18 protein-coding genes are annotated in these 24436 nt (G+C 74.8%); 1 reads left to right on the forward strand and 17 read right to left on the reverse strand.

What is annotated here, in order from left to right:
- Positions 1-164 precede the first annotated feature (164 nt).
- A complete protein-coding gene (locus AB0C02_RS20130) occupies positions 165-2981 on the reverse strand; it encodes an AAA family ATPase (protein ID WP_357549883.1) in 2817 nt (938 codons plus the stop codon).
- A gap of 407 nt (positions 2982-3388) precedes the next feature.
- Between AB0C02_RS20130 and AB0C02_RS20135 the strand changes: the two genes are divergently transcribed.
- Entirely contained in the window at positions 3389-6379 is a 2991-nt protein-coding gene (locus tag AB0C02_RS20135; protein ID WP_357549884.1) for a DUF4157 domain-containing protein, read from the forward strand.
- 165 nt (positions 6380-6544) lie between these two features.
- On the opposite strand, the gene AB0C02_RS20140 is transcribed toward AB0C02_RS20135, so the two are convergent.
- The 16 genes from AB0C02_RS20140 to AB0C02_RS20215 are packed head-to-tail and all read right to left on the reverse strand — an operon-like array spanning position 6545 to position 24435.
- Positions 6545-9100, reverse strand: a complete 2556-nt coding sequence (locus AB0C02_RS20140) for a DUF6519 domain-containing protein (RefSeq protein WP_357549885.1) — start codon at positions 9098-9100, stop codon at positions 6545-6547.
- 1 nt (position 9101) lies between these two features.
- Positions 9102-11144, reverse strand: a complete 2043-nt coding sequence (locus AB0C02_RS20145; RefSeq protein ID WP_357549886.1) for a phage tail protein — start codon at positions 11142-11144, stop codon at positions 9102-9104.
- A gap of 17 nt (positions 11145-11161) precedes the next feature.
- Complete coding sequence (locus tag AB0C02_RS20150) at positions 11162-13567, reverse strand: hypothetical protein (protein ID WP_357549887.1); 2406 nt, start codon at positions 13565-13567, stop codon at positions 11162-11164.
- Positions 13564-16053 (reverse strand): hypothetical protein, encoded by a 2490-nt coding sequence (locus AB0C02_RS20155; protein ID WP_357549888.1) that lies wholly within the window; start codon positions 16051-16053, stop codon positions 13564-13566. The genes AB0C02_RS20150 and AB0C02_RS20155 overlap by 4 nt, the downstream gene beginning before the upstream one ends.
- Positions 16050-16424, reverse strand: a complete 375-nt coding sequence (locus AB0C02_RS20160) for a hypothetical protein (protein WP_357549889.1) — start codon at positions 16422-16424, stop codon at positions 16050-16052. The genes AB0C02_RS20155 and AB0C02_RS20160 overlap by 4 nt, the downstream gene beginning before the upstream one ends.
- Positions 16421-16750: a hypothetical protein gene (locus AB0C02_RS20165; protein WP_357549890.1), complete on the reverse strand. Its 330-nt coding sequence runs from the start codon at positions 16748-16750 to the stop codon at positions 16421-16423. The genes AB0C02_RS20160 and AB0C02_RS20165 overlap by 4 nt, the downstream gene beginning before the upstream one ends.
- Position 16751: 1 nt before the next feature.
- Positions 16752-17234: a phage baseplate assembly protein V gene (locus AB0C02_RS20170; protein ID WP_357549891.1), complete on the reverse strand. Its 483-nt coding sequence runs from the start codon at positions 17232-17234 to the stop codon at positions 16752-16754.
- Positions 17231-18325: a contractile injection system protein, VgrG/Pvc8 family gene (locus AB0C02_RS20175; protein WP_357549892.1), complete on the reverse strand. Its 1095-nt coding sequence runs from the start codon at positions 18323-18325 to the stop codon at positions 17231-17233. The genes AB0C02_RS20170 and AB0C02_RS20175 overlap by 4 nt, the downstream gene beginning before the upstream one ends.
- Entirely contained in the window at positions 18318-18581 is a 264-nt protein-coding gene (locus AB0C02_RS20180) for a hypothetical protein (RefSeq protein WP_357549893.1), read from the reverse strand. Before AB0C02_RS20180 ends, AB0C02_RS20175 begins: the two co-directional genes overlap by 8 nt.
- Positions 18578-19204, reverse strand: a complete 627-nt coding sequence (locus AB0C02_RS20185) for a hypothetical protein (protein WP_357549894.1) — start codon at positions 19202-19204, stop codon at positions 18578-18580. The genes AB0C02_RS20180 and AB0C02_RS20185 overlap by 4 nt, the downstream gene beginning before the upstream one ends.
- On the reverse strand, positions 19198-19374 hold the full coding sequence (locus AB0C02_RS20190; RefSeq protein ID WP_357549895.1) for a hypothetical protein: 177 nt from the start codon (positions 19372-19374) through the stop codon (positions 19198-19200). The genes AB0C02_RS20185 and AB0C02_RS20190 overlap by 7 nt, the downstream gene beginning before the upstream one ends.
- A complete protein-coding gene (locus AB0C02_RS20195) occupies positions 19371-21245 on the reverse strand; it encodes an ATP-binding protein (RefSeq protein WP_357549896.1) in 1875 nt (624 codons plus the stop codon). The genes AB0C02_RS20190 and AB0C02_RS20195 overlap by 4 nt, the downstream gene beginning before the upstream one ends.
- A complete protein-coding gene (locus tag AB0C02_RS20200) occupies positions 21242-22441 on the reverse strand; it encodes a DUF4255 domain-containing protein (protein WP_357549897.1) in 1200 nt (399 codons plus the stop codon). The genes AB0C02_RS20195 and AB0C02_RS20200 overlap by 4 nt, the downstream gene beginning before the upstream one ends.
- Complete coding sequence (locus tag AB0C02_RS20205) at positions 22438-23274, reverse strand: hypothetical protein (RefSeq protein ID WP_357549898.1); 837 nt, start codon at positions 23272-23274, stop codon at positions 22438-22440. The genes AB0C02_RS20200 and AB0C02_RS20205 overlap by 4 nt, the downstream gene beginning before the upstream one ends.
- Complete coding sequence (locus tag AB0C02_RS20210) at positions 23271-23918, reverse strand: hypothetical protein (protein ID WP_357549899.1); 648 nt, start codon at positions 23916-23918, stop codon at positions 23271-23273. Before AB0C02_RS20210 ends, AB0C02_RS20205 begins: the two co-directional genes overlap by 4 nt.
- A 13-nt stretch (positions 23919-23931) precedes the next feature.
- A complete protein-coding gene (locus AB0C02_RS20215) occupies positions 23932-24435 on the reverse strand; it encodes a phage tail protein (RefSeq protein WP_357549900.1) in 504 nt (167 codons plus the stop codon).
- Position 24436 lies beyond the last annotated feature (1 nt).

Raw genomic sequence — 24436 nt, forward strand, 5'->3', positions numbered from 1 at the left:
ATGCCGTTGTCGGCGCGGAGAGGCGGGCCGTAACGAAGGCGAGCCCAATGCCCGCGATCGCGGCGAGTAGCCCGTTGGACACCTGGTCCGTCACGGGGAATTCGTGCCATCGGTCATCTGTGCCTCTCCCTTCCGCTACGTACGACGCTAGGAGAGGTGACTCGTCACCCGGTATTGGAACTTCTTCCTATGAATGGTCCCGCCGGGTTGTCGCGCCGCCCCATGAGCTCCGCCCGGGAGCTGACGCCCCGCTTGGCGTAGACGCTGGTCAGCTGGGCGGCGACGGTCTTCTCGGACTTGCCGAGCCGAGTCGCGATCTGGTGGTTGCTGAGTCCCTCCATGACCAGTAGCTCTACGTCCTGCTCGGCCTGAGTGAGCCCGGAGGAGGCCGTACGCCCACCGAGTTGCCGGATCTCCCGCTCGGCCAGCGCGACCCACAGTGGCGCGGGCAGGCTCGCGAACGTCTCGCGAGCCGACTCGAGCAGGTTGCGGGCCTTACTGATCTGCCGATCTCGACGCAGCACGGTACCCAGGGCGAGCCCCGCCCGGCCGCGGGTGAAGACGCCGGTGGCGATCGTGTGGGCCTCGGTCAGCGTCGCGACCGCCTCCGCATGGTCGCCACGTACGCTCTGGAGCACGCCTCGACATCGACATGCGTTCTGGATCGCCAACGGGCTGCCGTAGGCGCGGGCGTTCGCCTCGAGCTCGTTCAGATACCGTTCGGCGCGGTCCAGCTCGCCGACCCCGATGAGAGCCTCGATCGCGTTGTCCCACACCGGGAACATCGTCGGCTCGCGCCAACCGAGGCTGGCCAGATGGGCCGGTAGCGGTCCCAGCAGGTCGGCCGCGCCCTCCGCGTCGCCCTGCGAGAGCCGCAGGAATCCGAGCACGCCGACGTTCTGGATGCGGAAGATCTCGTCGCGGCCGGCGACCGCCGCCGCGGCCCCCTCTGTCGCGAGCCGCTCCGCCTCCTCGCCATGGCCGAGGTGCGCGGCCACAAGCGAGGCGACGTACGGTCCGATTCCACCCTGCGAACCATCAAACTGCTCGCACAGCGCGGCACACTCCCGGGCCGAACGTTGCGCGGCGGTCCAGTCGTCGGCGCGGATCTCCAGCTCCGTGAAGTGGATGAGCCCGCCCGCCACGCTGAAGTCGTCGCCGGCCTGCCGGGCCGCCTCGATGACGCGGTGCATGGCTGTGCGCGCCTCATCGTAGCGAGCCTGCAGCATGCGCCGATGGCCCAGCCAGAAGTCGCCGCTGTCGTAGAACTGGCCGACCTTCATGGCGCGTCCGAGTTCCGCCGCGCGCCTGACCGCCACCTCATCGGTCGGGCCGGTCCAGTACTCGACCGAGGCAAGGTTGGTCAGCGCCCGGGCCCGTACCGGGGCTTCGTCCGGCAACAGTTCCGCAGCCCGACGCAGGTGGATCAGCCCACCCGCGGCGTCGGCGCGCCGGACAAGCAGGTTCATCCCGATGCCGTGCTCGGCCATTCCCGCCTGCGTCCGGTCTTCGCCGGCCGCGATGATCGCCTCCTCGTTCAGCGCCAGAGCGCGGTCGAGGTCATCGCCGTACAGATTCGCCAGCATCACGAGAACCGTCGCCCGCGTAGCGCCCTCGGCCCGGTCCAGCAGGCCCTCCAGCAGTTGACGTGCCCGCAGCTTGTCGCCGGACGCGAAGTGATGCTCCGCCGCCTCCTGAAGACGGCGTCGCAACGGTTCGGCCTGCTCGCTCGGGGTCAGCCGTGCGGCCAGCTCGTACAGCTCGGCGGCCGCGCTCGACGCGCCCCGGGCCACCGCGAGGACGGCGGCCGTCTCGACCATGTCCGCCGCGTGCTCGTCCGGGCCGTCGAGGCTGTGTGCCAGGTGCCGGGCCCGGCGCTCCGCGTCGGCGACCACGTGGGCGAGCCGGGTGTGCAGCCGCCGCGCATGCTCGGGCGACAGGTCGGAGCGCACGGCGTTGGCGATGAGCGGGTGGGTGAACCGCACCTGGCCGGCGCGGGCGACCAGCAGGTCCGCCGCGGCCGCGGCGGACAGCGCGGCCAGTGTCGCCTCTCGTGCGTCCGTCGTCGCAGTCTCGGCGCGCTCCACTCCGACTGCCGCGACCAGCTCCTCGACGGTCGGGCGGGTAAGGCAGGCGGCCAGCTCCAGCACCTCCCGTATCCTGGGCGGTAGCGCGTCGATCCGATTCCGCAGGAGTCCCTCGACGGATATGGATAAGGAGTGAGCGCCGGGAGAGTCGCCGAGATGCAGGGCGCGAACGAGCTCCACGCCATGCAATGGGTAGCCACCGCACGCCTCGTAGACGCGTAGCAGCTCCGGGCGGGACAGCCGACGGCCCAGCGCCTGGCGGATCACACCGTGCAGTTCGTTGGCGGACATCGGCCCGACCGAGGACTCGACCTTCCGGCTGTCATCGAAGGCCGACAGTATGGTCTCGGCTCGGGCCTCGCCGATCCGACTCGTGAGTAGGAAGGTCACAGGGTGCCCGGTGACGCGACGGGCGGTCGAGAAGAGCACCTGCGCCGACTCGGGGTCGAGCCACTGCACATCATCGACCGCGATCAGAACAGGACGGGCACTTGAGAGAAGTCGGACCAGGCTCACGAATCCGGCCATGACCACGGTCAGCTCCGGTGCGTCGCCACGCGTCCGCACCGCCTCGAGCGCCTCCCGCTGTCGCGGCGGCATCTGGTCCAACCCGGACCCGGCCGGCCCGTCGAGCAGATCAGCCATCGCCACGAACGACAGGGACGACTCGCTCTCCGCCGGCGCACAGGACATCACAAGGTGGGTCGCCGCCGCCGTACGTAGACCATGCCGGAACAGCGTGGTCTTGCCCGACCCCGGCTCGCCGACCAGCACCAAGGCCCGCCCCGCGGCCTGCTCAAGAAACGCGTTGAGAGCGGCGAGCTCGCACTCACGGCCGATGACCTTCCCGTCGATGTCTACGCCCCGCTGTCCCGTTACACGTTGACATGTCAAGCCCCCGATGCTCGGCGAGCCGTGGGATATGCATTCCCGCTGCACCGGTGTCGGCAGCTACGGTCTTCTGTGATACATGCCGTGTCGTGCCGAGGTCTGGAGCCAGACCGTAGGCAAAGTACCGGCAAAATCGGATCAGGCATTCACCCGATCGGACGGGGTCTGCGACCGGAACGCGAACGTCCCCGACAGCGAAGACCGACGGCGCTGTGTGGGAGTGATCTCGGAATCGGGAGCATGTACTTGGCGAACGAGGGCGGCCAGCGCGCCCAGGGCAGCAACCGGATGAACAGCGGCGCGTCGGCGAAGTTGCTTGCGGTTGTCGGAAATGCGATCCGACCAGTCTGAATGGTCCTTGTTCGACGGTCGGCAGGGCGGCAGGATGGGCAGGGACGGATGGAGTTGCGGTGAGTCAGACTCATGCTGTTGCCGCCCGAGGCACCGCCCCGCCCGCGGCGCAGACCGCCTCGACCACCGACCAGCGACCCTCCGCATCGCCGCGGCCGGCCACCGGATCCGAGTTCGGCCGGGTCTCGCTCGAGCGGGCGTTCGCCGACCCGGCCCGGCCCGTCCCCGGCGCGGTCCGCGCGTCCGTCGAGGCCGCGACCGGCGTGTCGCTGGCCGGCGTACGCGTGCACACCGGCCCGCGAGTGCGGACCGCGGCCCGGGCCGCCCGCGCCGCCGCCTTCACTTTCGGGCGGGACATTGGGATCGCGGTCGGGCCGGGGCAGTCCGTCCCGGACGCGTTGCTCACCCACGAGCTGATCCACGCCGCCCAGCAGTCCGGCGACGGGAACGCCACGCCGGCCGACGCGGAGGCGCAGGCGCACCACGGCGCGCACGACCTTCACACGCTCGGGCCGCTGCACAGCACCGCCACGCCGTACGTCGCGTTCGCGGCCGAGGACTGGCTGCACGGCACCCCGGACATCCGGCACTACGGCTTCACCGAGCTGGTGGACGAGCTGCGCGCCGTCGACGAGTGGCTCAACCGGCAGATCGTCGGCAGCCAGGAGACCGACCGGATGATGGAGGCCAAGGCGGCCCTGCAGGCGGAGATAGGCCGCCGGCAGGCCGTCATGCGAGCCGCCGACCGGCCGCCGCCGCGACCCCGTGGCCGTGGCCGGGCGGCGCAGGCGCAGCCCCAGCCGGAGCTGCCCGAGCAGACGGAGATGCCACGCGTGCTGCGGGAGCGGACCAGCACGCCGCTCACCGACCCGGCCGAAATCCGGGCCGAGGTGGACCGGATCACCGCCTGGTTGCAGCGCCCCGACCTGAGCCGGGCCGACCGGTCGATCCTGCGGCAGGAACTCGCCACGCTGGAGCCCGGGCTCGGCGCGCAACTGGGCCGGGCGAGCGCACAGCGGCAGCAGCAGCGGCTGGCCCGCGCCCTGTCGCCGGCGGCGGGCGCCGACCGGGCCGGCGTGCTCGCGAACATCCGGCTGATCGAGTCGATCCGGCCCTACCAGGAGCAGCCGGGCATGGCGTACGTCATGCACGAGGGCGAGATGCTGGTCTTCCCGCAGGAACTCGCCAACCGGGTACGCGGGAAGGTCACCACCGCGTTGCAGGAGGCCGCGCGCGGGGCGCGGGACATGAACGACGGCACGAAGTTCCGGATGAGCGAGCACCTGCGGCTCAACTACGAGGACCAGTACGTCGTCGGCTTCGCCGTCAGCGTCGTCAGCGGCGAGGAGCCGGTCGATCTGGAGGGGCGCATGCTCGGCCCGATGGCCGACTCCAACATCGCGCTCAGCCGCTACCGCAGTGCCCAGCAGCGCGGCTCGCTGACCGAGATGGCCGACGCCGTCTTCACCGCCGTGGAGAAGGCCGACCAGGCGCGGACCATTGTGCTCGAGGGCATCGACCGGGCGGTCGAGGCGGCCGGTTCGATCGTCACCGGGCTGACGATCACCCGGAACCTGGCGTTCGCGGTGGCGCTGTCCATCGGCGCGATCCTCGCCGCCCCGGTGGTCGCGGCGGGCGTCGCCGGGACCGGCGCGACGGGCCTGCTCGCCACCGGCATGACCGCGGTCGGCACCGGGACCGTGGTCGGCGGCGAGGGCTTCCTGCTCGGCTTCGCTGGCGGGGCGGGCGGCGAGCTGGTCGCCGGTCACGGTGGGCGCGCGGCGCTGCGGACCGGGCTGAGCGAGGGGCAACGGGTCGGCGAGCAGGGCTTCGCGATCGGCGTTGGCGGCGGGGCGAGCCTGGGGCTGGCCCGCAACCTCGGCGTGGGCACGGCTGGGCTGACCCGCGGCGGGCAGCTGTGGCGGGGCGCGCTCTCCGGTGGGGGCGGCAACGCGCTCGGGTCGATGACCGGCGCCGCGCTCAGCGATGTGCCGGAGGGTGAGAGTCGGGCCGGGTTCGTGCTGCGTTCCGGCGCGTGGGGCGCCGGGCTCGGCATGTTCGGCGGCGCGGCCGGCACCGGCTCCCAGTGGCTGGGCAGCCCGGTCGCCCGGTTCGGCGTCGGCGTGGGTCTGCCCAGCCTGGCCGGCGCCGGCGGGGCGTACCTCCAGTCGGGGGGCGACTGGAGCCAGACGTTGCAGGCCGGCGCGCTGGGGCTCACCGTCGGGGCGCTGGCCAGCCGCCAGCCGACCGGGGTCACCCCGGCCCAGCAGGCCGCGTTCCAACTCGGCCGGCAGTTCATGGGTGGCGTGCGGGCGTACACCGGAGCGGCGATGATCGGCCTGGCCAACGTCGGGCCGTCGCTGCGGATGGGAGAGTCGCCCACCCCGACCACGATCAGTGTGCGGGACGTCAAGGGTGGGGTCGTTCAGCAGAGCCAGGCTCCGGTGCGGCAGCAGGCTCAGGTCCAGCAGCAGGCGTCGGCGCCCGCCCCGGTGCAGCAGCAGGCTCCGACGCCCGCCCCGGCGCAGCAACCGCAGCAGGCGTTGAATATCCGGGTCTCCGCCGGGGCGTTCATCCCCAACCCGGCCCGTCAGGTGGTCGACCCGTTCTCCGGCCAGGTGCTCGGGCAGCGGTCCGCGTCGGCGCGGACGGCCCGCTCGCTGATCACCGGCATCCGGGCCGACGAGGGGGAGGCTGCGGCCTGGCGGCAGGCGCTGGCCCGCGGCGAGATCGGGTTGCAGGGGCCGACCGGCTCGAACGTGCCCGGCGGCGACTTCTACACCGCCCAGGTCGACGCCAACGGGCAGGTGACCCTGATCGCCACCGACGTCAAGCTGTCCACCGTGGGCAGCTTCCCGACGCCGGCCACCACCATCAAGCCCACCTGGATGGCCGAGTTGCAGGCGGCCATCGCACCGGGCCGGCTCAACCTCGGCGATCCCGCGTTGGAGGCCTCGATCCGGGCCGCGTTCGCCGCCGGCCGAGTAAGCATCCGCCAGCTCAACGCCGACTACTCGCCGACCGGCGGGGGCACCATCACCGGCTGGTGAGCCGGCCGACCCGGGGCAGACGAAAGGCGCCGACCTCGTCGGCGCCTCGTCATCCCTGCCATCCAGCCATACCGGGTGTCGAACCCGTCATCCATGACCGCAAAGCCTCGGCTGTCCCTACCGCGGGTTGTCGTATGCCTGGACCTACGAGGATAATCCCCTTCGTCAGGGTATGCAACGGTCCAGCATGAACGAACCCTGCTCCACGCGTACTCCGACGCCCATCGGGTTGAACACGTCGCTGACGTAGCGCAGCGCAACCTTCCGCACCGGCCCCTCGTCGCGCAGCACCACGCCGGCGCGGAACGGCCCCGACGCGTCGAGGCCGCGCAGCTGCAGGAACGCGCCCAACTGGCCAGCCACCCAGACCGCGTCGACCAGGGTGCCGTCGGTGCGGCCGCCGGTACGCTCCAACCGGGCGTGGTTGTCCAGCATGGTCAGGTTGGTGAAACTGCCCACGTAGTAGGCGTGCCGCTGGCGGCCCCAGAAGAACGGGACCGCGCACGACACCGTGTTGTTGCTGATCACCACCTGGCCGAGCACCCGCCGGTCGCCGCCGGCCGCCCGCAGCGCCACGTGGACGCCCTGCAACGCCCCGGCCACCTCGTTGCCCTCGACCCGGACCAGGTTCGCCCGGTCGCCGGCCACCACGATGCCCTGCCCGACGGCCCGGGTGTCCTCCAGCGCCGCCGCGAGGAACCGGCCGCTGACCACGCCGACCGCCGCCTGGTGCGGTTCGGCGGCGCTGGACGCGACGAACCGGGCCAACCCCTGGTGCAGCGAGGAGCCCGACGCCAGTCGCCGCGCCGGGGTGGCCTTCGCCCAGTCGGCGGCCAGGCGGCGCAGCGCGGCCGGACCGTCCATCCGTACCGTGCGCTCGTCGGCCAGGGTGACCGCCGCGCCGCCGGCCTTCGGGTCAACGGCCAGGTGGGTGGCGACGAACCGGCCCAGCTCGTGGGACACCAGGCGGGTCATCGCCACGGTCGCCTCGCCGGCCGACAGCACGACGGTGTTGTCCACGACGGTGCTCTCGCTGGCCGACGCGACGATGATGCCCGCCTGCTGGTCGCCGATCTCCAACCGGTTACCGCGCACCTCCACCACGCCGGGGCGCACGCCCTCCGGGTCGGGTGCCGCGTAGATGCCCGACTGCGCCTTCCCCGGCGAGTCCGGGCACCACACCTCGCAGTCGCGTACCCGCACCCCGTCGCAGCCCAGGAAGGTCAACGCACCCAGCAGGTGCTCCTCGCCGGGCGGCGTGCCGGGAGCCAGGCCGGATTCCACCCGCAGGCGGGTGACCTCGATGTCCGGGCAACGGGTCGCGACCAGCACCGCCTCGTGCTTTTCGCCGACCAGCACCGTGGCCGGCCCGACCCCGGTGATCACCACCCGCTGCTTACCCTCGACGGTCAGCGGGGCGCCGACCCGGAACGTCCCGGCGGCCAGGCACAGCTCGCCGCCGGTGGCGGGCAACGCGTCCAAGGCGGCCTGCAGGTCGTCGCCGGGGAACGCGGTCACCGTGCAGGTGCCGCCACGTAGGCCGGTCAGCGGCGGGAACGTCGGCCGGCAGTCGGTGAGCACCGTCTTGTTCGCCAGGTCCACCACGGCCAGCGGTGCTGCGGTGTGCACGACGCCGTCGGGCGGGGCGTTGGTCAACGTCTCCACCGCGTCCGCGGCGCTGCCGCGTACCCGCACCCCCCACCAGTCGCCGACCTGGTATGTGCCGGGGCGGGCGGTGAAGGCGATGCCGACGTCGGCGCCGCCGAGGGCCAGCGGGACCGCGCCGGCCGCGCCGACGACCTGCCCGTCCCAGCGCCGCAGGCAGGTGCCGGGCGGGTTGCCCGCCAGCGGGCTGGCGGCGCCGAGGGTGACCGTGTCGCCACCGGCCGACGGCACCACCGCCGCCACGGTGAACAGCGCGCCGTGGTTGCGCCGGTCGGCCCGCCGGGCCAGCGTGGACACCTCGACCAGGTCGCCGGGGGCGAACGTCACCGCAGGCGACGGGACCAGGGCCACGGCCGTGCCGGCCACCCTCGCCGTCACCGCCTCGCTGCCGTTCGCGTACGACCAGGCGAACCGGGCCGTCTTTTCGGTGCCCGCGTCGAGCACCTCGATGCGCAGCAGCCCGTCGGGCAGCTTGCTGCGCGGGTCGTCCGGGGGCGCGCACGGGTCCGCCGACACCGGCGCGGCGGTCCGCGACACGTCCAGCCGGCCCGTCGACACCGGCGCGGGCAGTCCGGCCACCGAACAGGCGGCGGACGTCGTGGCGGCGGCCCGTACCCGCCAGCCCACGCGGGTCCGGGTGGTGGTATCCACCCCGGCGAGGGCAGGGTCGAGCAGACTCGGGTCCTCCGCCGCCTGCACCTCCTCGACGAACGCGTCGAGGTAGACGTTCACCAGCCCGGACGCGGGCAGCGCGGGGATCTCCGGCTGCGCCGCGTACGACAGGTCGGTGGGGTTGCGGGCGAGCAGCCCACCGATCCACATCGTCCCGGCGCGGACCGTCAACGCCCCACCCACGAACTCCACCTTGAAGGCGGTGCTGCCGACCGGTACGCCGACCGGGCCGATCGTGTCACGGGCGAGCTGCCGGGCGTCCCGGGCGGGGCCACCGACCACCAGGTTCCAGTCGGTGTCGAGCAGCACCCGACCCTGCTGCATGAGCGCCGCGGTCCACCGGTCGGTGGCGCGCAACGGGACGCTGGTGACGTCTCCGGTCATGTCATTCCTCCGGGTGCGCGACGCTCAGGTGCGGATGCACGGTCAACGGGGTCATCTCGGGCAGGCGCTGCGCCAGCCGGACGGCCAGCGGGCCACGGCGGGCGTGGTGGTACGCGCCGATCTCGCCGCCGTCGCTCGCGCCGGTGAGCAGCGCGGACGACGGGCGAGCCGACGGGGCGTCGACCACCGGCGCGTAATAGCCGGCCGAGTCGAAGCCGATCCCGCCGAAGCGTGGCAACGGCCCGGTCAGGCTGTGATACGCGGGAGGGTGGGCCTGCGGCGAGTCGTGTTCGCCCAGGTGGCAGTAGCGCACGCAGCCGGTCGACGTCACAGTGGTGCGCAGCCCGCCGGTGAACAGGCAGTCGGTCACCCACACCTCGTCGGCCCCGACCGGCCCGACGAAGGTGACCCCGGTGGCGGCAAGGTCGGGCGGGAACCGGTCGGCGGCGGCGACCGCGGCGCGGGTCGGGTCGCCACCCGGGTCCCCGCCGCACGGCATCGGCGCCGAGCCCCGCCCATCGACGACGCAGTCGGCCAGCTGGATCGGGTACGCGGACAGGTCGGCGCGGACCGGGCCGAGCAGGCAGCGCGTCGCGGTCAGCCGCACGGTCCACGCCGTCGGGTCCACCTCGATCCCGTGCCCTGACGTCGGGTCGCAGGTGATCCCGACCAGGTCGACGCCGGCCAGCTGCGGGCCGATCCGCAGCGCGCCGGCGAGGAGGAACCCGGAGAGTTCGACCTGCACGTCGGTCAGCCGCAGGGACAGGTCCCCGGTCACCACCGGGGTGCAGCCGGTCGGGGCGACGACCCGCCACCGGGTCAGCGCGGGAGCGCCGGTCACCGGCCCGGCCGGCGCGGCGAGCCGGTCGCTGGTGAGCAGCCGGATCTCCACCTGTGGCGCGTCCGGCCCGCTAGGGCTGCCGGTCGCCGCCGTGGCGGCGGCGAACGCCGCGCTCAGCGAAGGCACCACGATCTGCCCGGCCGGGTGCGGGCCCGACGCCGGGTCGACGACGATCACCACGCCGGCGTCGTCGCGGGTCTCGGCGGTGCTCGCCACCGCGCCGAGCCGGCCCGGGACAGCCCGGTAGAAGGTGGCGCGCAGCGTGCCGGTCAGGTCCCCGGCCGGCTTCACCACCCCCCGGTACGGGTCGACCAGCACCGTCCCCGCCGCGGCGGCGGGCGACCCGACCGGCGGCAGGGCGGTCAGGCCGACCTTCGCCCAGGGCAGCGGCACACCGTCCACAGTCAGCTCCAGCAGCGCCGGCCCGTCGCCGGTCAGCGGATGGTCGGGCGCCAGGGTCCACACCGGCCCGTAGCTCACGTCGCCGAGCGCGTCGATCAGGCGCCACGTGGCGCGTACCGGAAGCTCGCCCGGCGCGCGCGGACGGCGCGGGGCGGGCGGCTCGCCCGGCGGTCGCTCGTCCTCGGCATCGCTGGCGATCTTCAGCGGCCGCGGCCGCAGGTACAGCGGCGCGCTCACGCCCAGCGGGTGCAGCGCGAACCGGCCGCCGCCCAGCGGCGCCACCTCGACCTGGTGGTAGCCGAGCACCTGCCACGGGAACACCTGCACGGTCGCCGCCGCCGGATGGTACGACCCGCCCGTCGTCACCGACCGCCGGGCGGGGTCGAGCCCGGTACCCGCCAGCAGGTGCTCGCCGTTGCGCAGGTCGAGCGAGGCGGTACGCCGGACCGGGTGGCGCAGCTGCTGACACCACACCGTGGCCGTCCAGCCCTCGCGCACCCGCGCCGACCAGCCCGTGACGACCTCGGCGAAGTCCTCCAGGGCAGCCGGGGTCCCCTTGCGCCGGCGCAGCGCGGTCGCGTACGCGATCTCCCGCCGGCTGGCGTCGGGCGGCAGCCCGAGCAGCGCGCCCAGGTACGGCAGCGCCCACTCCGCGGCGCTGTCCGGGAAGGCGTCGTCGAGCACCCGATCGACGTCCGCTGCGAGCAGGAGCCACTGCTCCTCCAACGCTGCCAGCAGGGCCAGTAGCGGCGGCGGCGCGGCCCCGTCCGGCGCGGCGCGCAGCAGCGCCGGCGGCACCATACGTAAAAACCGTTCACTCAATGGACCGTCACCGCCGTCAGGCTCAGCAGTTCGTACCGCTCGGCCGGCGTCCGACCGATCGCGGCCTCGGCGGCGGACGCCGCGCGCATACCCGGGCTGACCGACAGCGCGACCACGCCGACCACCCCGGTGACCGCCTGCGCCACCGCCAGCACGTCGCTCGCGTCGAGCGGTACGCCGAGGTCGCGCGGCCGAGGCGCGAGCGGGCCGGTTGGGTCGAGCAGCGCCGCACGGACCGCCGTGCGCACGGTCACCGGGTCGCGGCGCGGATCGGCGGCCACCGTCAGCGTGGCGGTCAGCGGGCTCGGCACGCCCGCGCACACGCACAGGCCCACCGAGGTGTCCCGGCGGGCGTCCAGGTAGCCGGCGAGCGAAGCCAGTTCGGCGCCGAGCGGCGCGCGTACCCCCGTGTCGCTGAACCGCAGCGACGCCACGTGCAGGCCGACCCTGCCGCAGGGGCAGCCCGCCGGGCCCGCGCCCCGCCACGCCACGCTGTGGCTCGTCCCCGGTACGCCGAGCGTCAGGTCGGCCAGGTCGTCCACCGACACCGCGCGGTCCAGCGCCCGGATCCGAGCCGTGGCGGCCCGCCGCATCCGCAGCGGGTCCTCCTGATCGGCGGCCCCGGTGGTCCGGCCCACCCCGGCGATCTTGCGGATGCCGCGTACGCTGCCGAGCAGCGTGTCGATCCGCGTCGCGTCCAGCTCGCCGACCAGGCCACCGCCGACCCGCCAGGTCGCCGTCACCTCGCCCCGCACCGCCTCGGCGCCGAAACGGAGCACGAGGCGGCCGTCGGCGGCGAGCCGGGTGGTGAACACCGACGCGGCCGGATCCTGCCCGTACAGGCTGTCGACCTCGTCGTAGGCCACCCCGCCGACCCGGACGGCGAGGCTGTCGGTGACCCGGCCCGCCGGGTCGACATCGGCGGTGACCGGGCCCGGGACGACGGTGCCGCCGCCGGTCACCGTCAGTGACCCGCGGTGCGTCTCACCGTGCCGGACCGGGACGAGGTTCGCGGTCGCCGGGGCCTTCGCGGCCGTCCCGGCGAGCCCGGCGCCGAGGACGAGCAGCATGCCCTTTGCGTCGTCGGTGGTGTCGCCGGCGTCTCGTGAGCAGTCCGCCAGCTCCCAGCCGGCGGTGGTCTGCACGGCGATCCGGCTGGGCACCTCGGCGGGGCGGGGGTGCACCCGCAGCCGGGTCCCGCCGGGTGCCAACGGCGGCAGCTCGTGGTGCTGGGCGACGACCCGCTGGTCGACCAGCAGGATCTCGATGTCGTCGGCCTGCTGGCCCGACGGCAGCGAGTCGGTCAGGCCGATCCGCCCGACGTGGTGCTTCGTGCCCGGCGCGACCGACCAGTCCACGCCGCTGACCGACGTGACCGTCGTGACGAACGCCCCGTACGAGTTGGAGACGAGGATGTTCATGCCCGGGCTCGCCGCGCTCGCGTCGGTCACCAACAGATGGCTGGAGCCGACCGCCGCGGCCTCGCCCGGATAGCTGACGGCGGCCGTCGCGGCGACACCGGACGTGTTCACGTAGGACAGCTTGCTGAGCCGACGCGCCAGCGACAGCCTCGCCCGGACCCGGTACGCGGCGTAGGTCGTGCCGCTCGCCGGCCGTAGCAGCCCGGTGAGCACCCGGTCGGTGGTGACCAGGAAGGCGCCCAGGTCGTCGGACTTCTTCGTCACCGTCACCACGGCGCGCAGTGTCAGGTTGCCGTCGTACTGGTTGTCGATGATCGAAATCCAGCCGAGCCAGCCCCACCAGGTAGACGGCATCGGCACGTACCCGGAGGGTTCCTCGGCGACCAGCGCAACCCGGTCCCCGGCGCCGAAGCCAGGGTCGGTGAGCAGCCGCAGCGCGCGGCCCGGCGGCGGCTGCGGGGCCGGCACGGCGGTGACGGTGAGGTCCGCCCAGTCGGCGCGCAGCTGGGTGTCGGTGACCACCTCGAAGGCCTGCGCCGCACTGGTGGCCGTGCCCGGCGCCTGCACCCGGGTACCGGCCGGGACGAGCGGACTGGCGCCGGAGTCCGTTGTGCAGCGGATCCAGCCGCGCGCGGCGGCCCGCTGCATCGGTCGGTGGCCGAGCAGGTCGGCGGTGCGGCGCAGGTCCGTCCAATCCTGCGCGGTGCCCAGGTAACGCTCGCCGGCGGTGAGTTCGGTGTACGTGGCGACCGAGTCGGCCACCCGCGACCACAGCTCGGCGGCGGTGACCAGGGTCGGGTCGCCCGCCACGTCCAGCCGCCCGCCCAACGGGCCGGTGCCGCCCGGCCCCGGAGTCCCGGCGATGCCGGCCAGCAGCGCGTCGCGGAAGTCGTGCCGGTCGGCCAGCCGGCGGCGCAGCCGGGACAGCCCTGGCGGCGGGTCGGGTCGGGGCGTCAGCTCGCGAGGCTCCGGCGCGTTCATCGGCCCCCCTCCACGGTCAGCTCGATCCGGCCCCGGTCCGGCGCAGCGGCGTCGTCGTCGCAGACCGCGATCTCGTTCGGGCCGACCATGAGCACCTCGTGGTATGTGCCGGCCGGCTCGGACAGCCGGCGGGCCTCCGTCACCCGTACCGCGTCCACCCCTGGCAGGCCGGCGACCGCCGCGACGACCGTCGACATGTACACCGAGGTGCCGAGCCGGTGGGTGGTGGGGGAGAAAACCGCCCCCGGCCGGCCGGGCCGCAACGCCGCGAGGATCCGTAGCCGGGCCAGCGCCGAATCGGTGCCCGGCGTCAGGCACACGGTCACCGCGACGAGCAGGCCGACCGTGGTGGCCGGCAGGGTGACCACCTCGGTGCCGGCCATCCGCACCGCGTCCATCACCTCGCCCACGGCCGCGTCGGCCAGGTCGGTCCCTGTCTCCACGGCCACCAGCCCAACCGGCCAGGAGCCGGACCACGAGCGGCGCGCCGCAGCCCGGGCCACTCCGGGGACCCGCGTCGCGAACGGCGGCAGGTCGCTCACCAGCACCGCCCGCCGGGACACCGCCGCGTACGCCTGCGGGGCGTCCCGGCGTACGTCGTCGAGCGGCACCGCGGCGGCGCCGCCCACCCCCGGCGTGAGGTTGCGCGCGGTGACACCCGCGCCGGCCTCCGCCCAGACGCACGGCTGCCCGACCGGGGACGTGGTCCGCACCAGGCGGGTCAACGTGTTCGCCGCGATCAACCCGTCCGGGCCGGTGCCGACCTCGTAGCGCACCGTCACCGCAGACTGGGCGGGTGGCACCACTCCCAGCACGCCGGTCCGGAACCGCAACCGGGGCGGGTGGTCGTCGTCGTGGTCGACCACCACGCTGAAACCCTGCGCGGTCGCCCGCAGCAGGCTGGTCACCCGGGTCGCGGCGACGGTGACCCCGCTTGGCAGCGCGACCCGGGTGTCCAGGCGCCACGGCCGCCCGCCCGGCGCGCAGGACAGCCCCACCGTCCCGGCCCGGACGAGCAGGTAATCCGCGACCTGTTCCCGGGCCGGGTCGGGCTGGCCGCCAGTGAGCGAATCGAGCGGCGCGACCGCCGCCGCACCGTCGACCAGCAGGCCGTGGTGGGCGGGCAGGACACCGAGCCGCGCCACGCCGACCCGCGGGCTGCCGCCGGACCGGTCCACGCTGACCGGCACCGACCGGGTCAGCGCGTCGGCCGCGTCCCAGAACACCCGCACCAGCGGCAGGCCGGGGGAGAGCGGGTCGGCCATCTCGACCGCGTGGGTCACCCGGACCACCTGCGCCGGGTACGAGGCGAGGGGGAGGCGGATCTGCTCGCCGCCGCCGTCGTCCGGCGGCCAGTTGGTCACCCGCCGTGCCCAGTCCTGCTGCCCGCCGGCCGGGCCGGGCGCGACCACCTCGAAGGCGAGCAGTGACCCCACTGGCAGCCAGGCCGCCAGCGGGGTGCCGTCGGCCGGCCGGGGGCGGACCAGCACCGCACTGGTCGCGCCGGCGGTCAGCACCGCGTCCGCCTCCGTCCAGTCGTACAGCGGCACCTCGGCCTGCGAGGCGAAGACGGTGACCGGCGCGTCGGTCTCCAGCGTGAAGTGCGCGGAGTCGGGCGACCGGTCCGGATCGCCAGCCGCATCGGTCGCGGTGTCCCCCGGCTGGACGACGAAGCTGCTGTCGGTCGGGCCGGCGTTCGGGTGGGCCCTCCGCACCTGCACGAACGTGGCGGCGCTGATCGCGGGCGGCACCGGGTGGTCGACGAGCCGGGCGTGCCGGGTGACGCTGGCGCGGTGCCGGGCGGTGCCGAGCCAGGACTCGGTGGCGACCCGGTCCAGGCGGTAGTGCAGCAGGTCGCCGAGGTGCGCCATGAGCTCGAGCAGGGTGACCGTGACGTCGGCCGGGGAGTGGTCGGCGTTCGGGGCGAGCCCGTCCAGCCGCTCCAGCAGCATCGCGCGCAGCCCGGCGTAGTCACGGGCCAGGGTGTCGTAGTCGGGCGGGGTGAGCGGGGCCGGCTGCGCCGGGATTCGTACGCAGTCCGGCACGTCGCCGCACTCGGGGCGCAGCCGTACGGGCAGGTGCCGGCGCAGCGGGTCGACCTGGAGCCCCAGCCCGGCCAGGCCCGCCGGGTCGATACCCAGCCGGTACGGCGCACGGCCGGGCAGCGCCGCACCCACCGCTCGCACGGGCAGGTCGAGGTGCGCGGGGACCGGGTTGCCGTCCGGGTCGGTGGTCGCCGCGACGATCGTCCCCGGGCCGGCGACCATGACCGCTGGGCGGCCCTGGAACGACCACAGCCCGGCCGCGGTCAGCCCGGCCGGCGGATCGTCATAGAGCCAGACCGACACCGTGCGGGTGGTGCCCGAACCGGTCGCGCTGGCCGCGCGCAGCCCGACGACATTGCCCCCGCCGAACAGCGCCTCCGGCCGCCGCAGCGCACTGGCCTGCGGCTGCACCGGCTCGGTGTACGCGTCGAAGGTGGTCACAGCGCCGCCGCCGGCAGGGTGAGGGTTACCGTCCGGGTCTCGCCCGCCGGCCGGGGCCGGTAGACCACCTGCGCGGACACTGTCGAGTCCGCGATGGTCACGGTCACGTCCACCACGTCCAGGCGGTCGCCGAGCGCGTCGGTGAGGCTGCCCCGGGCCCGGGCCCGCACCGTGCCGGCCAGGTCGGGGGAGAGCGGCTGGAACAGCGTCGACGGGCCCAGCCCGGCACCGAAACCCGGCCGGTGCAGCCGCTCGTTCGGCCCGGTGAGCAGGACCAGGCGGACCAGGTCGTCCAGGTGCTCCAGCGCGGACCGGCTGGTCAGCCGGCGCCCGGCGCCGACAGCCCAGGGTTGGGCGGCGAAGCGTGTCATATGCCCTCCACCTTCGACTGGTTGGAGCTGATCTGCAGCGTCCCCTGCGGCGCGGACGCCGCGCTGAGGCACAGCCCCACGCTGGTGTCCAGCAGCACCGGGTCGCCGGCCGCGACCCGGGTGGCCGGGGACTGCCAGCGCACCGTCGTGCAGGGGCTCGCGACGGTGCCAACCACGAACGGGCAGCCGGCGATCGTCGTACTGTCGGAGACCACGAGCACCGGCGCCCCGTCGGCCAGCACCCGGTCCTGGCTCGCGGTGAAGCTCGCCGAGCCGCCGTGCGGGCACGTCGCCACGGTGGCGGTGGTCAAGAGGTAGCCGGGCACGTCACCTCACCACCAGTGCGCCGTCGTTGATGTCGACCTGCCCGTTCTGCATGACGATGGTCGCGCCCGACCCGTTGTCGATCCGCACGCCGTCGTCGTCGAGGGTGATGACCGGACCCGCCGAGGAGGTGACGGTGAGCGCGCCGTCGGCGTCGGACAGTTCCAGCCGGTGCCCACCGGGGGTGAGCAGGACGACCGTGTTCGGCCCGGCGCCCGCCACCGCCTGGCCGGCGCTCCAGTTCGCCCCCGACCAGACCGGCTGCGCGGACAGGTCGCCCCGCGGCCACTGCACCAGCACGGCCGCGCCGACCGGGGGCACCAGCGCGAAGCCGCAGCCGTCCCCGGCGTAGGGCAGCGCGGGGAGGCACCAGCCGGTCGGACCGTCCAGCAGCTCCGGGACGTCCACCTTGATCCGGCACTTCTTCTCCGGGTCGTCGTTGTCGTGCACGGTGCCGGGGAACAGCCCGACGTAGCCGCTGTTCACAGCGCCACCGCCGCGGCCAGGGCGGCCGGGCCGACGGCGCCGGCCGGTCCGCTGCCCAGGGCGTTGCGGATCAGGCCCAGCGCCTGGCTGTGCCCGCCGGCGGTGATGGTGTGCCGCACCGACTTCACCAGCCACAGCCCGTCCAGCGTCGGGCCGAGCCCGGCGACGGTGATGGTGCGGCGGGCGCGGACCAGCGGCATGCCGGGGGCGGTCAGCGTGGTGGACAGGGACGCGCCGAACGCGCTGCGCTCGGCCATCGCCGTGGCGGTTGTCCGGGCGTCCAGCACGCTGATACCGGCCGCGGCGTGGGTACGGATCAGGGTGGCCCGGCCGAGCGACCGCGGACCCATCGCGTTGCCGGTGCCCGGGTCGCTCGCCACGTCGGTGTCGGTGGTGCCCGGGATGGTCCGGGTCAGGTGCACCTCCTGCCCGGCGAGCAGTTGCACGGACGCGGTGGCCCGACCGCCCAGTTCTCCGTAGCCCAGCCGGAGCGTGCCCTGCGCCGCCGCGGTCGGGTTGATCCGCCGGAACACCCCGGTGACCACCCCGTCGACCGACTCGACGTGCAGGTCGAACCCGTTGCGCCCGGCGAGGCCCCGCAGGAAGGCCCAGTCGGTAGCGCTCTGCTGCGGCGAGTAGGTGGCCGAGTCCGTACCGGCCGGGGTGGACTCGACCTGCGCGGCGAGGCCGTACTGCGCGAACAGCGTCTGCGCGATCGTCGAGTCGGTGGTGTCCTGCCACAGCCGCTGCACGTCGCGGCGGTCCATCTCGACGCTGCGGTCCATCCCCTCCACGGTCAGCGTGGACAGCCCGCCGGGGGCGAAGTTCCAGTTCGCGCTCACGCTGCGCGCGTCGATCTCGTAGCCGGTTGCGCCCCGGCTCACCCGCACGCTGAACGGGGTGGCCGGCGCGACCAGCGCGTCCAGCGAACTGCGCCACGCGCTGTTGCTGTCGGTGTCCATCGCGACGGTGACGCTGGCCTTGTCCGGGCTGCCGAGCGACTCCTCGACGCTGACGCTCTGCACCAGCTCCAGCTGCCTTGCGGTCAACGGCGCGCCGTTGACGGTGATCACGGTGCGCGTCTCAGGCATCGGGCACCGCCAACATCGTTCCCGGCTCTTCCAGCGTGAGCGCGTCGGCGGCCGGGTTGGCGTCGGCGATCACCCACCACCGGGTGCTGTCGTTCAGCACCGCCGCCGCGAGCAGGTCGAGCCGGTCACCGGCGCGAACCGGGTAGACCACGTCGGCCCTCGGCGCGACGCTGATCCGCGGCGTCGACATCCGCCGCGTCGAGCCGTCGTCCTGCGCCACGTCCAGCTGCGGCTGGTCCGCGTAGCGGCCGTTCACAGCATCAGCTCCACGCCTTGGGCGATGCCGACGGTGGCGCTGGCGGTGCGTACCGCCTGGTAGGCCGTCGCCAGCACGTTCGCCAGCTTCATGTCCTCGCTGAGGTCCCGGCCGCGAAGCACGGTCAGCGACAGGTCCACGGTGGCCTGCACGGGCTGCAACAACGCGTCGAAGCCGGTCTCGTGGATGGTGCAGCTGTCCACCCGGACCGGGACGATCCGCTCCAGGCTCCAGGCGAGTACCACCAGCGGCAGCGAGGGCGCGGGCACCGGCGGGGCACCACCACCACCGCCGCCGCCGAGCGCGCCGGCGACCGCCCCGACCAGCGCGGCCAGCCCGCCGCCGCCCGGCTCCAGCAGCCCCTCGATGGTGGCCAGCAGCGGCCCGATGCCGAGCGACCCGGTGATCGGCTTGTCGATCGCGTCCAGCGCGTCGAGCTCGATCTTCAGCGTGTACGACTCCACCGGCGGCCCACCCACCCGCAGCCCCGACCCGCCGGACGTGCCGGACTGCACCCGCAGCACCCGGGTGACCTCGGCCGGGTTGTACTGGAACGGCACCAGGCTCGGCACCATCCCCGCCACAGGGTCGGAGAAGGACAGCAGCATCCCGCGCATCAGCATGACCCGCTCCCCGGTCCGCGGTCGTTTCCTGTCACGTGCTCGACGACGGCCCGCGCGACGGCCGCCTCCGGTCCGTCCGGCCACGCCCGTCCGACCAGCGTGGCCTCGATCGCGGCGCGCAGCAGACCCGGCTCGGGCGGCGCGTCGACGTTCACCTGGATGTCGGTCACTGGTGCCTCCGGGCGGTCGGTGGACGGCGGCTCTTCTCCAGCTCGCGGCGCACGGCGGCGTGCAGGTGTTCGGCCCGCACCTCCGTGCCCGCGGCGATGGCGCCGACCGTGGCGGCGAGCGCGGCGGCCCGGATGGTGGCCCCGGACAGCTCCTCGCGGGCGACCGCCGCGGTGTCCACGTCGGGCAGGTGGCGGCGCCAGAGCAGCTCCCGCTCGCCGTGGTCGGGCAGGTCGAACCGGACGGCGAGCCGGATCCGCCGGGCGAACGCGTCATCCAGCGCGGACGGGCGGTTGCTGGTCAGCACCACCACGCCGGTGTGCACCTCGATGCGCTGCAGCAGATGGTCGATCTCCAGGTTGGCATACCGGTCGCGGGCGTCGGTGACGTCGCCCCGCTTGCCGAACAACCCGTCCGCCTCGTCGAAGAGCAGCACCGCCCGGGCGGTCGCCGCGTCGCGCAGCACGGTGTCGAGGTTGCGTTGGGTCTCCCCGAGCCACTTGGTCACCACCCGGGCCAGGTCGACGATCCACAGGTCGCGGTCGACCGCCTCAGCGACCGCCTCGGCCGCGGCGGTCTTGCCGGTGCCGGACGGACCGTGGAACAGCGCGATGACGGCCCGGCCGCGGCGGCCGGTGAACCCCAGCCGGTCGTGCGCGGTGGGGGAGTGGCGGGCGTGCGCGACGAGGTCCCGCACCGCGGCGAGGGTCGCCGGGGGCAGGACGAGGTCGTCGAGCGTGATCGTCGCCGGCAGCCGGCGGGCGAATCCACCCGGGTCGTGGCGGGGCTGGGCCCGCAGCGCCGCGCTGACGTCCCGGGCCGTCGCGGCCCGGCCGTCCACCGCCGCCACCGCGCAGGCCCGCCCCACCACGGCGGCAATCGCCGGTTCGGCCAACGGCAGCCGACCGACCAGGTCGGCCAGCTCGTCCGGGGTCGCGGCGACGCCTGCCTGCCGCAGCGCGCGCTGCCAGACCTGTTCTGCGACGTCCCGCGTCGGCGCGGCCAGCTCGACGACGTGCCACCCGGGCGGGCCCGGCTCGTCCGCGCCGCCAAGCGCGAACGCTGTCCCAGCCGGCGGCGCCTCACCCGGCTCGAGCAGAACCGCGGGCAGCTCGTGCCGCAGACCCAGCAGCAACCGGGCGACCGCCGACGGCCGCGACACAGGGGCCGGCGCGATGCCGAGCTGCGCGGCCACCGCGTCGCGCAGCGGCGTACGGTCGTCGGCGACCTCGCAGCGGGCGAGCACCGGGACGCCCGCGTCGAGCAGCGCGGCGATCCGCGCGGCGGCGGCCGCGACCCGCGGCGCGACCCCACTGGAGGCAGGTGGGGCGGGACGCTGGCCGGCGATCGCGGCGGCGGTCGTGGCGGGCAGCCGGACCGGGGCGTCGGGGCCGACCAGCGAGTCCAGCAGCCCACCGCGGACCAGCGGGTGGGTGGCGTCGACAGTCAGCGGCACGGTCACGCCCACCCCGGCGAAGACGTGCGCGAGCAGGCCGAGGCTCGGCCAACGGCGGCCAGCGTCGTCGTGCACGCAGCCGCAGACGATCGCCACCTGCGGCTCCACCATGGCCCACCAGGCGATCGCGAGCACCGCCTCGGCACCGCTGTCGAGGCCGGTGACCCGGACCAGCTCGGCGAACTCGCCCTCGGCCGGCATTGGCAGCAGCGCCACGCGGGGATGCGGGTCGACGACGCCGACGGCGGCGACGACGCGGGTCGCATCGTCCAGCGTCGGGTCCGCCCACGCGTCCCGGTAGCGGCGCAGCACCTCGGCGGCGCCGGAGACGAAGAGGTGCCGCCAGGCCAGCAGACGCGGGTCCGCCAGCGCCGAGAGGATTCCCCGCGCGGGCGCCTCGACCGTCGCGATGCTCACGGCACCACCGCCAGCTCCGTCGCCGGCCCGGCGACCGTGCCGCAACGCAGGCTGACCGGGACCGTCGCCCCGAGCGAGCCGGCGGGCAGGGCGGGGACGACGACCTGGATCGAGGTCGGCGACAGCGCCGTGTACGGGACAGCCCGGCCGGCGAAGAGCGCCTGACCGCCGCCGGTGGCGTGCCGCACGGTCAGGGTCGCCGTCGCGCCGGCGGCCAGCGGCGCGGCGGCGGACACGACGACCGGCACCACGGTCACCGTCGCCTGCCCGCTGCCGGCTGCCAGCCCGTCGGCGAGGTTGGTGACCGTGAGGGGCCGGGCGCCGGGCACGAGTTCCCCGTTGGGCAGATGCACGGTGAGGCCGTCCGGCGCCGGGGTGGCGGTGAGCCGCCACGGCCCGGTGCTACGCGTGGTGACCGGATCCGGTCGCCCGTCGGTGGGGTCGTCCGGGTCGCCCGGCAGCCGGCCCAACGTCACCTGGCGCAGGTCGGTCACGCCGCGCGCCCGTACGGTGAGGGCCTGGTCGAACCAGGTCGTCGCCGGCCGCACGCCGTCGACGACGGGTGCGGGCGACGGCGACACGCCGACCCGGCGGGTGCGCACCGGCGGCCCCGGTACGTACGCCGTCTGCGCCGGCACGGTGACCAGGCTGACCTGGTAGCCGATCGACAGCCGCAGCGCGTGCGAGCCGGTGTTCCACAGCGCGGTGATGGTCTCCATCGGCACCTGCTCGATGGTGATCCGCAGGGGCTCGACCATGCCGTCCAGCGCGTCCGCGACGTCGGCGACGGAGCGGGCCGGGCCTGTGGCGACCGGGGTGTCCGCGCCGAAGATCCCGTTCTCGTGCAGCGCCGACATGAGCGCGGAGAGGGCGGCGTGCACCACGTCGTCCTCGGTGCCGCTCTCGCTCAGCTCGCCGGCGTCGGCGGTCAGCAGGTAGTGCAGCGTGAGGGCGAGCGGCGGTCGACCACGCCGGGTCCGCCACCCGTGCTGTGGGGCCTCCATGTTGGCGTACGCGGGGGCCGGCTCGATCCGGTAGAGGAACCAGTTGAGCCGCGGCCCGTCGACGGGGCGGTCGAGCGGGCCGACGCTGACCCCGACCGGTGTGGCCAGTCCCTTCAGCGCCTCGATGGTCAGCACCCGGAGCACCTCGTCCACGCCGGCCAGCACGGGCGGACCGGGGCTGAACAGGGTCACCAGCCACCCCCTCGCCGGGCGGTGACGCCCCCTTCGAGCGAGCGGCAGCCGCTGAACGGGTCGTTCTCGGCGGGCGGCGGGGCGACCTGGATCTCGATGCGCCCGATCTGGACCGGTGGCACCGGGGCGGGCTGCGCCGCGCCGCGCGGTGCTGGGGCGCCGGCCGGCGGGGCCGGGCCATCCGTAGCCGTGCCCGGCCGGGGTGTCGCCGGGACCGGTGTGGACGCGGTGGGGTCCGGCCACGCGGTGCCGACCTCCGGTGTGTGGACGGGAACGGCGGGCAGCGCCGCCGGCGGAGCTGGTGCGGCGGCGACCGCGGGTTGGCGCTTCCTGCCGGGCATGGCGGCCTGGGCGACGGCGGGTACGCCGGTGGCCCGCGCGGCCGGGACCGCCGCGACGTCCACGGTGTCGGAGTCGACCACGGGCCCGGCCGGCGGCAGGCCGACGGGACCGGTGGCCGCCCGGGCGGCCACGTCCGGCGTGGGCACCTCGACCGGGACGGCCGGCAGAGGCCGCCCAGCCGGGGTGGACGCGGGCGCGGTCCGGGGCGGCGGGCCGGGATGCGGCGCCGGGTACCGGGCCGGCGGCGAGGGCTGCGTCGCGTCGCGCGTCGCGGCCGGGTGGCCGTCGCCTGCCGCCTGGGCCCGCGTTCGTTCGTCGTCGCCTGGGCCTGGCTGCGGCACCGGGCGGGCCGGGTGGGGGACCAGCGGCACGGCCGTGGCCGGGGGCGCGGCCCCGGCGTCGTCCAGGTGGGCGGCGAGCGGCGAGCCGACGGTGACCGGGGGCTGGGTGGCGCGGGCAGCCAGCCGCGCGACGGCCGGCGGGACGATCATGGCGTACTCCCCGCGACCAGGGCGGCCAGCCGGCGCCGGCGTTCGTCCGGCAGCGACTCGATCACCGCAAGGTCCCAGCCGTACCGGGAGGCGAGCAGGTGCACCTCCCGGTCGATGTCCACCCGCAGGCCACTGAGCGCCCGCAGCACCAGCGCGACCACGTCGACGTCCACCTCCAGCGGCACGCCACAGTCGCAGCACGACGAGCGCACCGGCCCGCACAGCGACCCCTCCACGCGGGCCAGGTCGTCGAGCGTGGCGCCGTCGCCGTCGCCGACCTGGCACAGCGCCAGCAGCCGGTACGGGTCGCCCCCGGCGGCCAGCAGGTCCGCGTAGCTCGGCTCGCGTACGCCGGCTCCGGGCCCGCACCACGCGCTGCGCTCATGGTGCTCACCGACGTCGGCCCGGCTCAGCGGCAGGGTGGTCAGCGCGCCGCAGGCCGGGCAGGCGACGGTCAGTTCGAGCGGACGACCCACCACCCGCTCGTGCACGGCGAGCAGCAGCCGGTCGGCGGTGCCGGCCGGCAGGTACGCCGGGTCCGGCTCCGCGGCGGCGGCTCGCAGCACCGCGACGGCCTGCGCGAGGAGGCCCTCGCCGTCGTCGAGCGCGGCGACCAGCCGTGCCAGACCGGGTGCCGCCGACACGACCGGTCCCGCCTCAGACACTCTGCTCGGCGGGCTCGGTGACCGAGGTGTCGCGCTCCCAACCCTCCAGCTCCAGCTTGATGCTCTGGATCGCGACCACCGCCGCCGAGGCGTCCAGCGCGGGCAGCGCCTGGTACTCGGAGACCCAGCAGCGGAACAGCTTGTAGCTGAGCACCTTCTGGTTCGCCTCGTTGAACACGTCGACGATGAGGTCCTTGCGGAAGTCCCGCAGCGAGATGCCCGGCTGGCGCAGGCTGGCAACCCTGTTCGCCCACGCCTCGAAGGCGAGGTCGTGTGTGACGCCGCGTTCCAGGGTGACCGCGTCGTACGTGGTCAGGCCTGGGCTCTTCCGGTCGTGGCCGGGGTCGCCGCCGACCCGGTGCGTCACCGGCGCCGTCGCCCGCTTCAGCGGCGACATCTTCGACAATCCCGCCACGTACACGCCGTCCCACCGGACGCGGAACATGTGGCTCTTGTACGGGTCGAAGCGCGTGGGGTTCACGCTGAACTCGGCCATC

Source organism: Micromonospora sp. NPDC048999 (assembly GCF_040649295.1).
GTDB lineage: Bacteria > Actinomycetota > Actinomycetes > Mycobacteriales > Micromonosporaceae > Micromonospora.

What these genes read in the sequence shown, in the direction of transcription:
- AB0C02_RS20140 (WP_357549885.1), bottom strand. Translation starts at nt 9,100, where the DNA reads ATGACCGGAGACGTCACCAGCGTCCCGTTGCGCGCCACCGACCGGTGG.
- AB0C02_RS20145 (WP_357549886.1), bottom strand. Translation starts at nt 11,144, where the DNA reads ATGGTGCCGCCGGCGCTGCTGCGCGCCGCGCCGGACGGGGCCGCGCCG.
- AB0C02_RS20150 (WP_357549887.1), bottom strand. Translation starts at nt 13,567, where the DNA reads ATGAACGCGCCGGAGCCTCGCGAGCTGACGCCCCGACCCGACCCGCCG.
- AB0C02_RS20160 (WP_357549889.1), bottom strand. Translation starts at nt 16,424, where the DNA reads ATGACACGCTTCGCCGCCCAACCCTGGGCTGTCGGCGCCGGGCGCCGG.
- AB0C02_RS20175 (WP_357549892.1), bottom strand. Translation starts at nt 18,325, where the DNA reads ATGCCTGAGACGCGCACCGTGATCACCGTCAACGGCGCGCCGTTGACC.
- AB0C02_RS20185 (WP_357549894.1), bottom strand. Translation starts at nt 19,204, where the DNA reads ATGCTGATGCGCGGGATGCTGCTGTCCTTCTCCGACCCTGTGGCGGGG.
- AB0C02_RS20205 (WP_357549898.1), bottom strand. Translation starts at nt 23,274, where the DNA reads ATGATCGTCCCGCCGGCCGTCGCGCGGCTGGCTGCCCGCGCCACCCAG.
- AB0C02_RS20215 (WP_357549900.1), bottom strand. Translation starts at nt 24,435, where the DNA reads ATGGCCGAGTTCAGCGTGAACCCCACGCGCTTCGACCCGTACAAGAGC.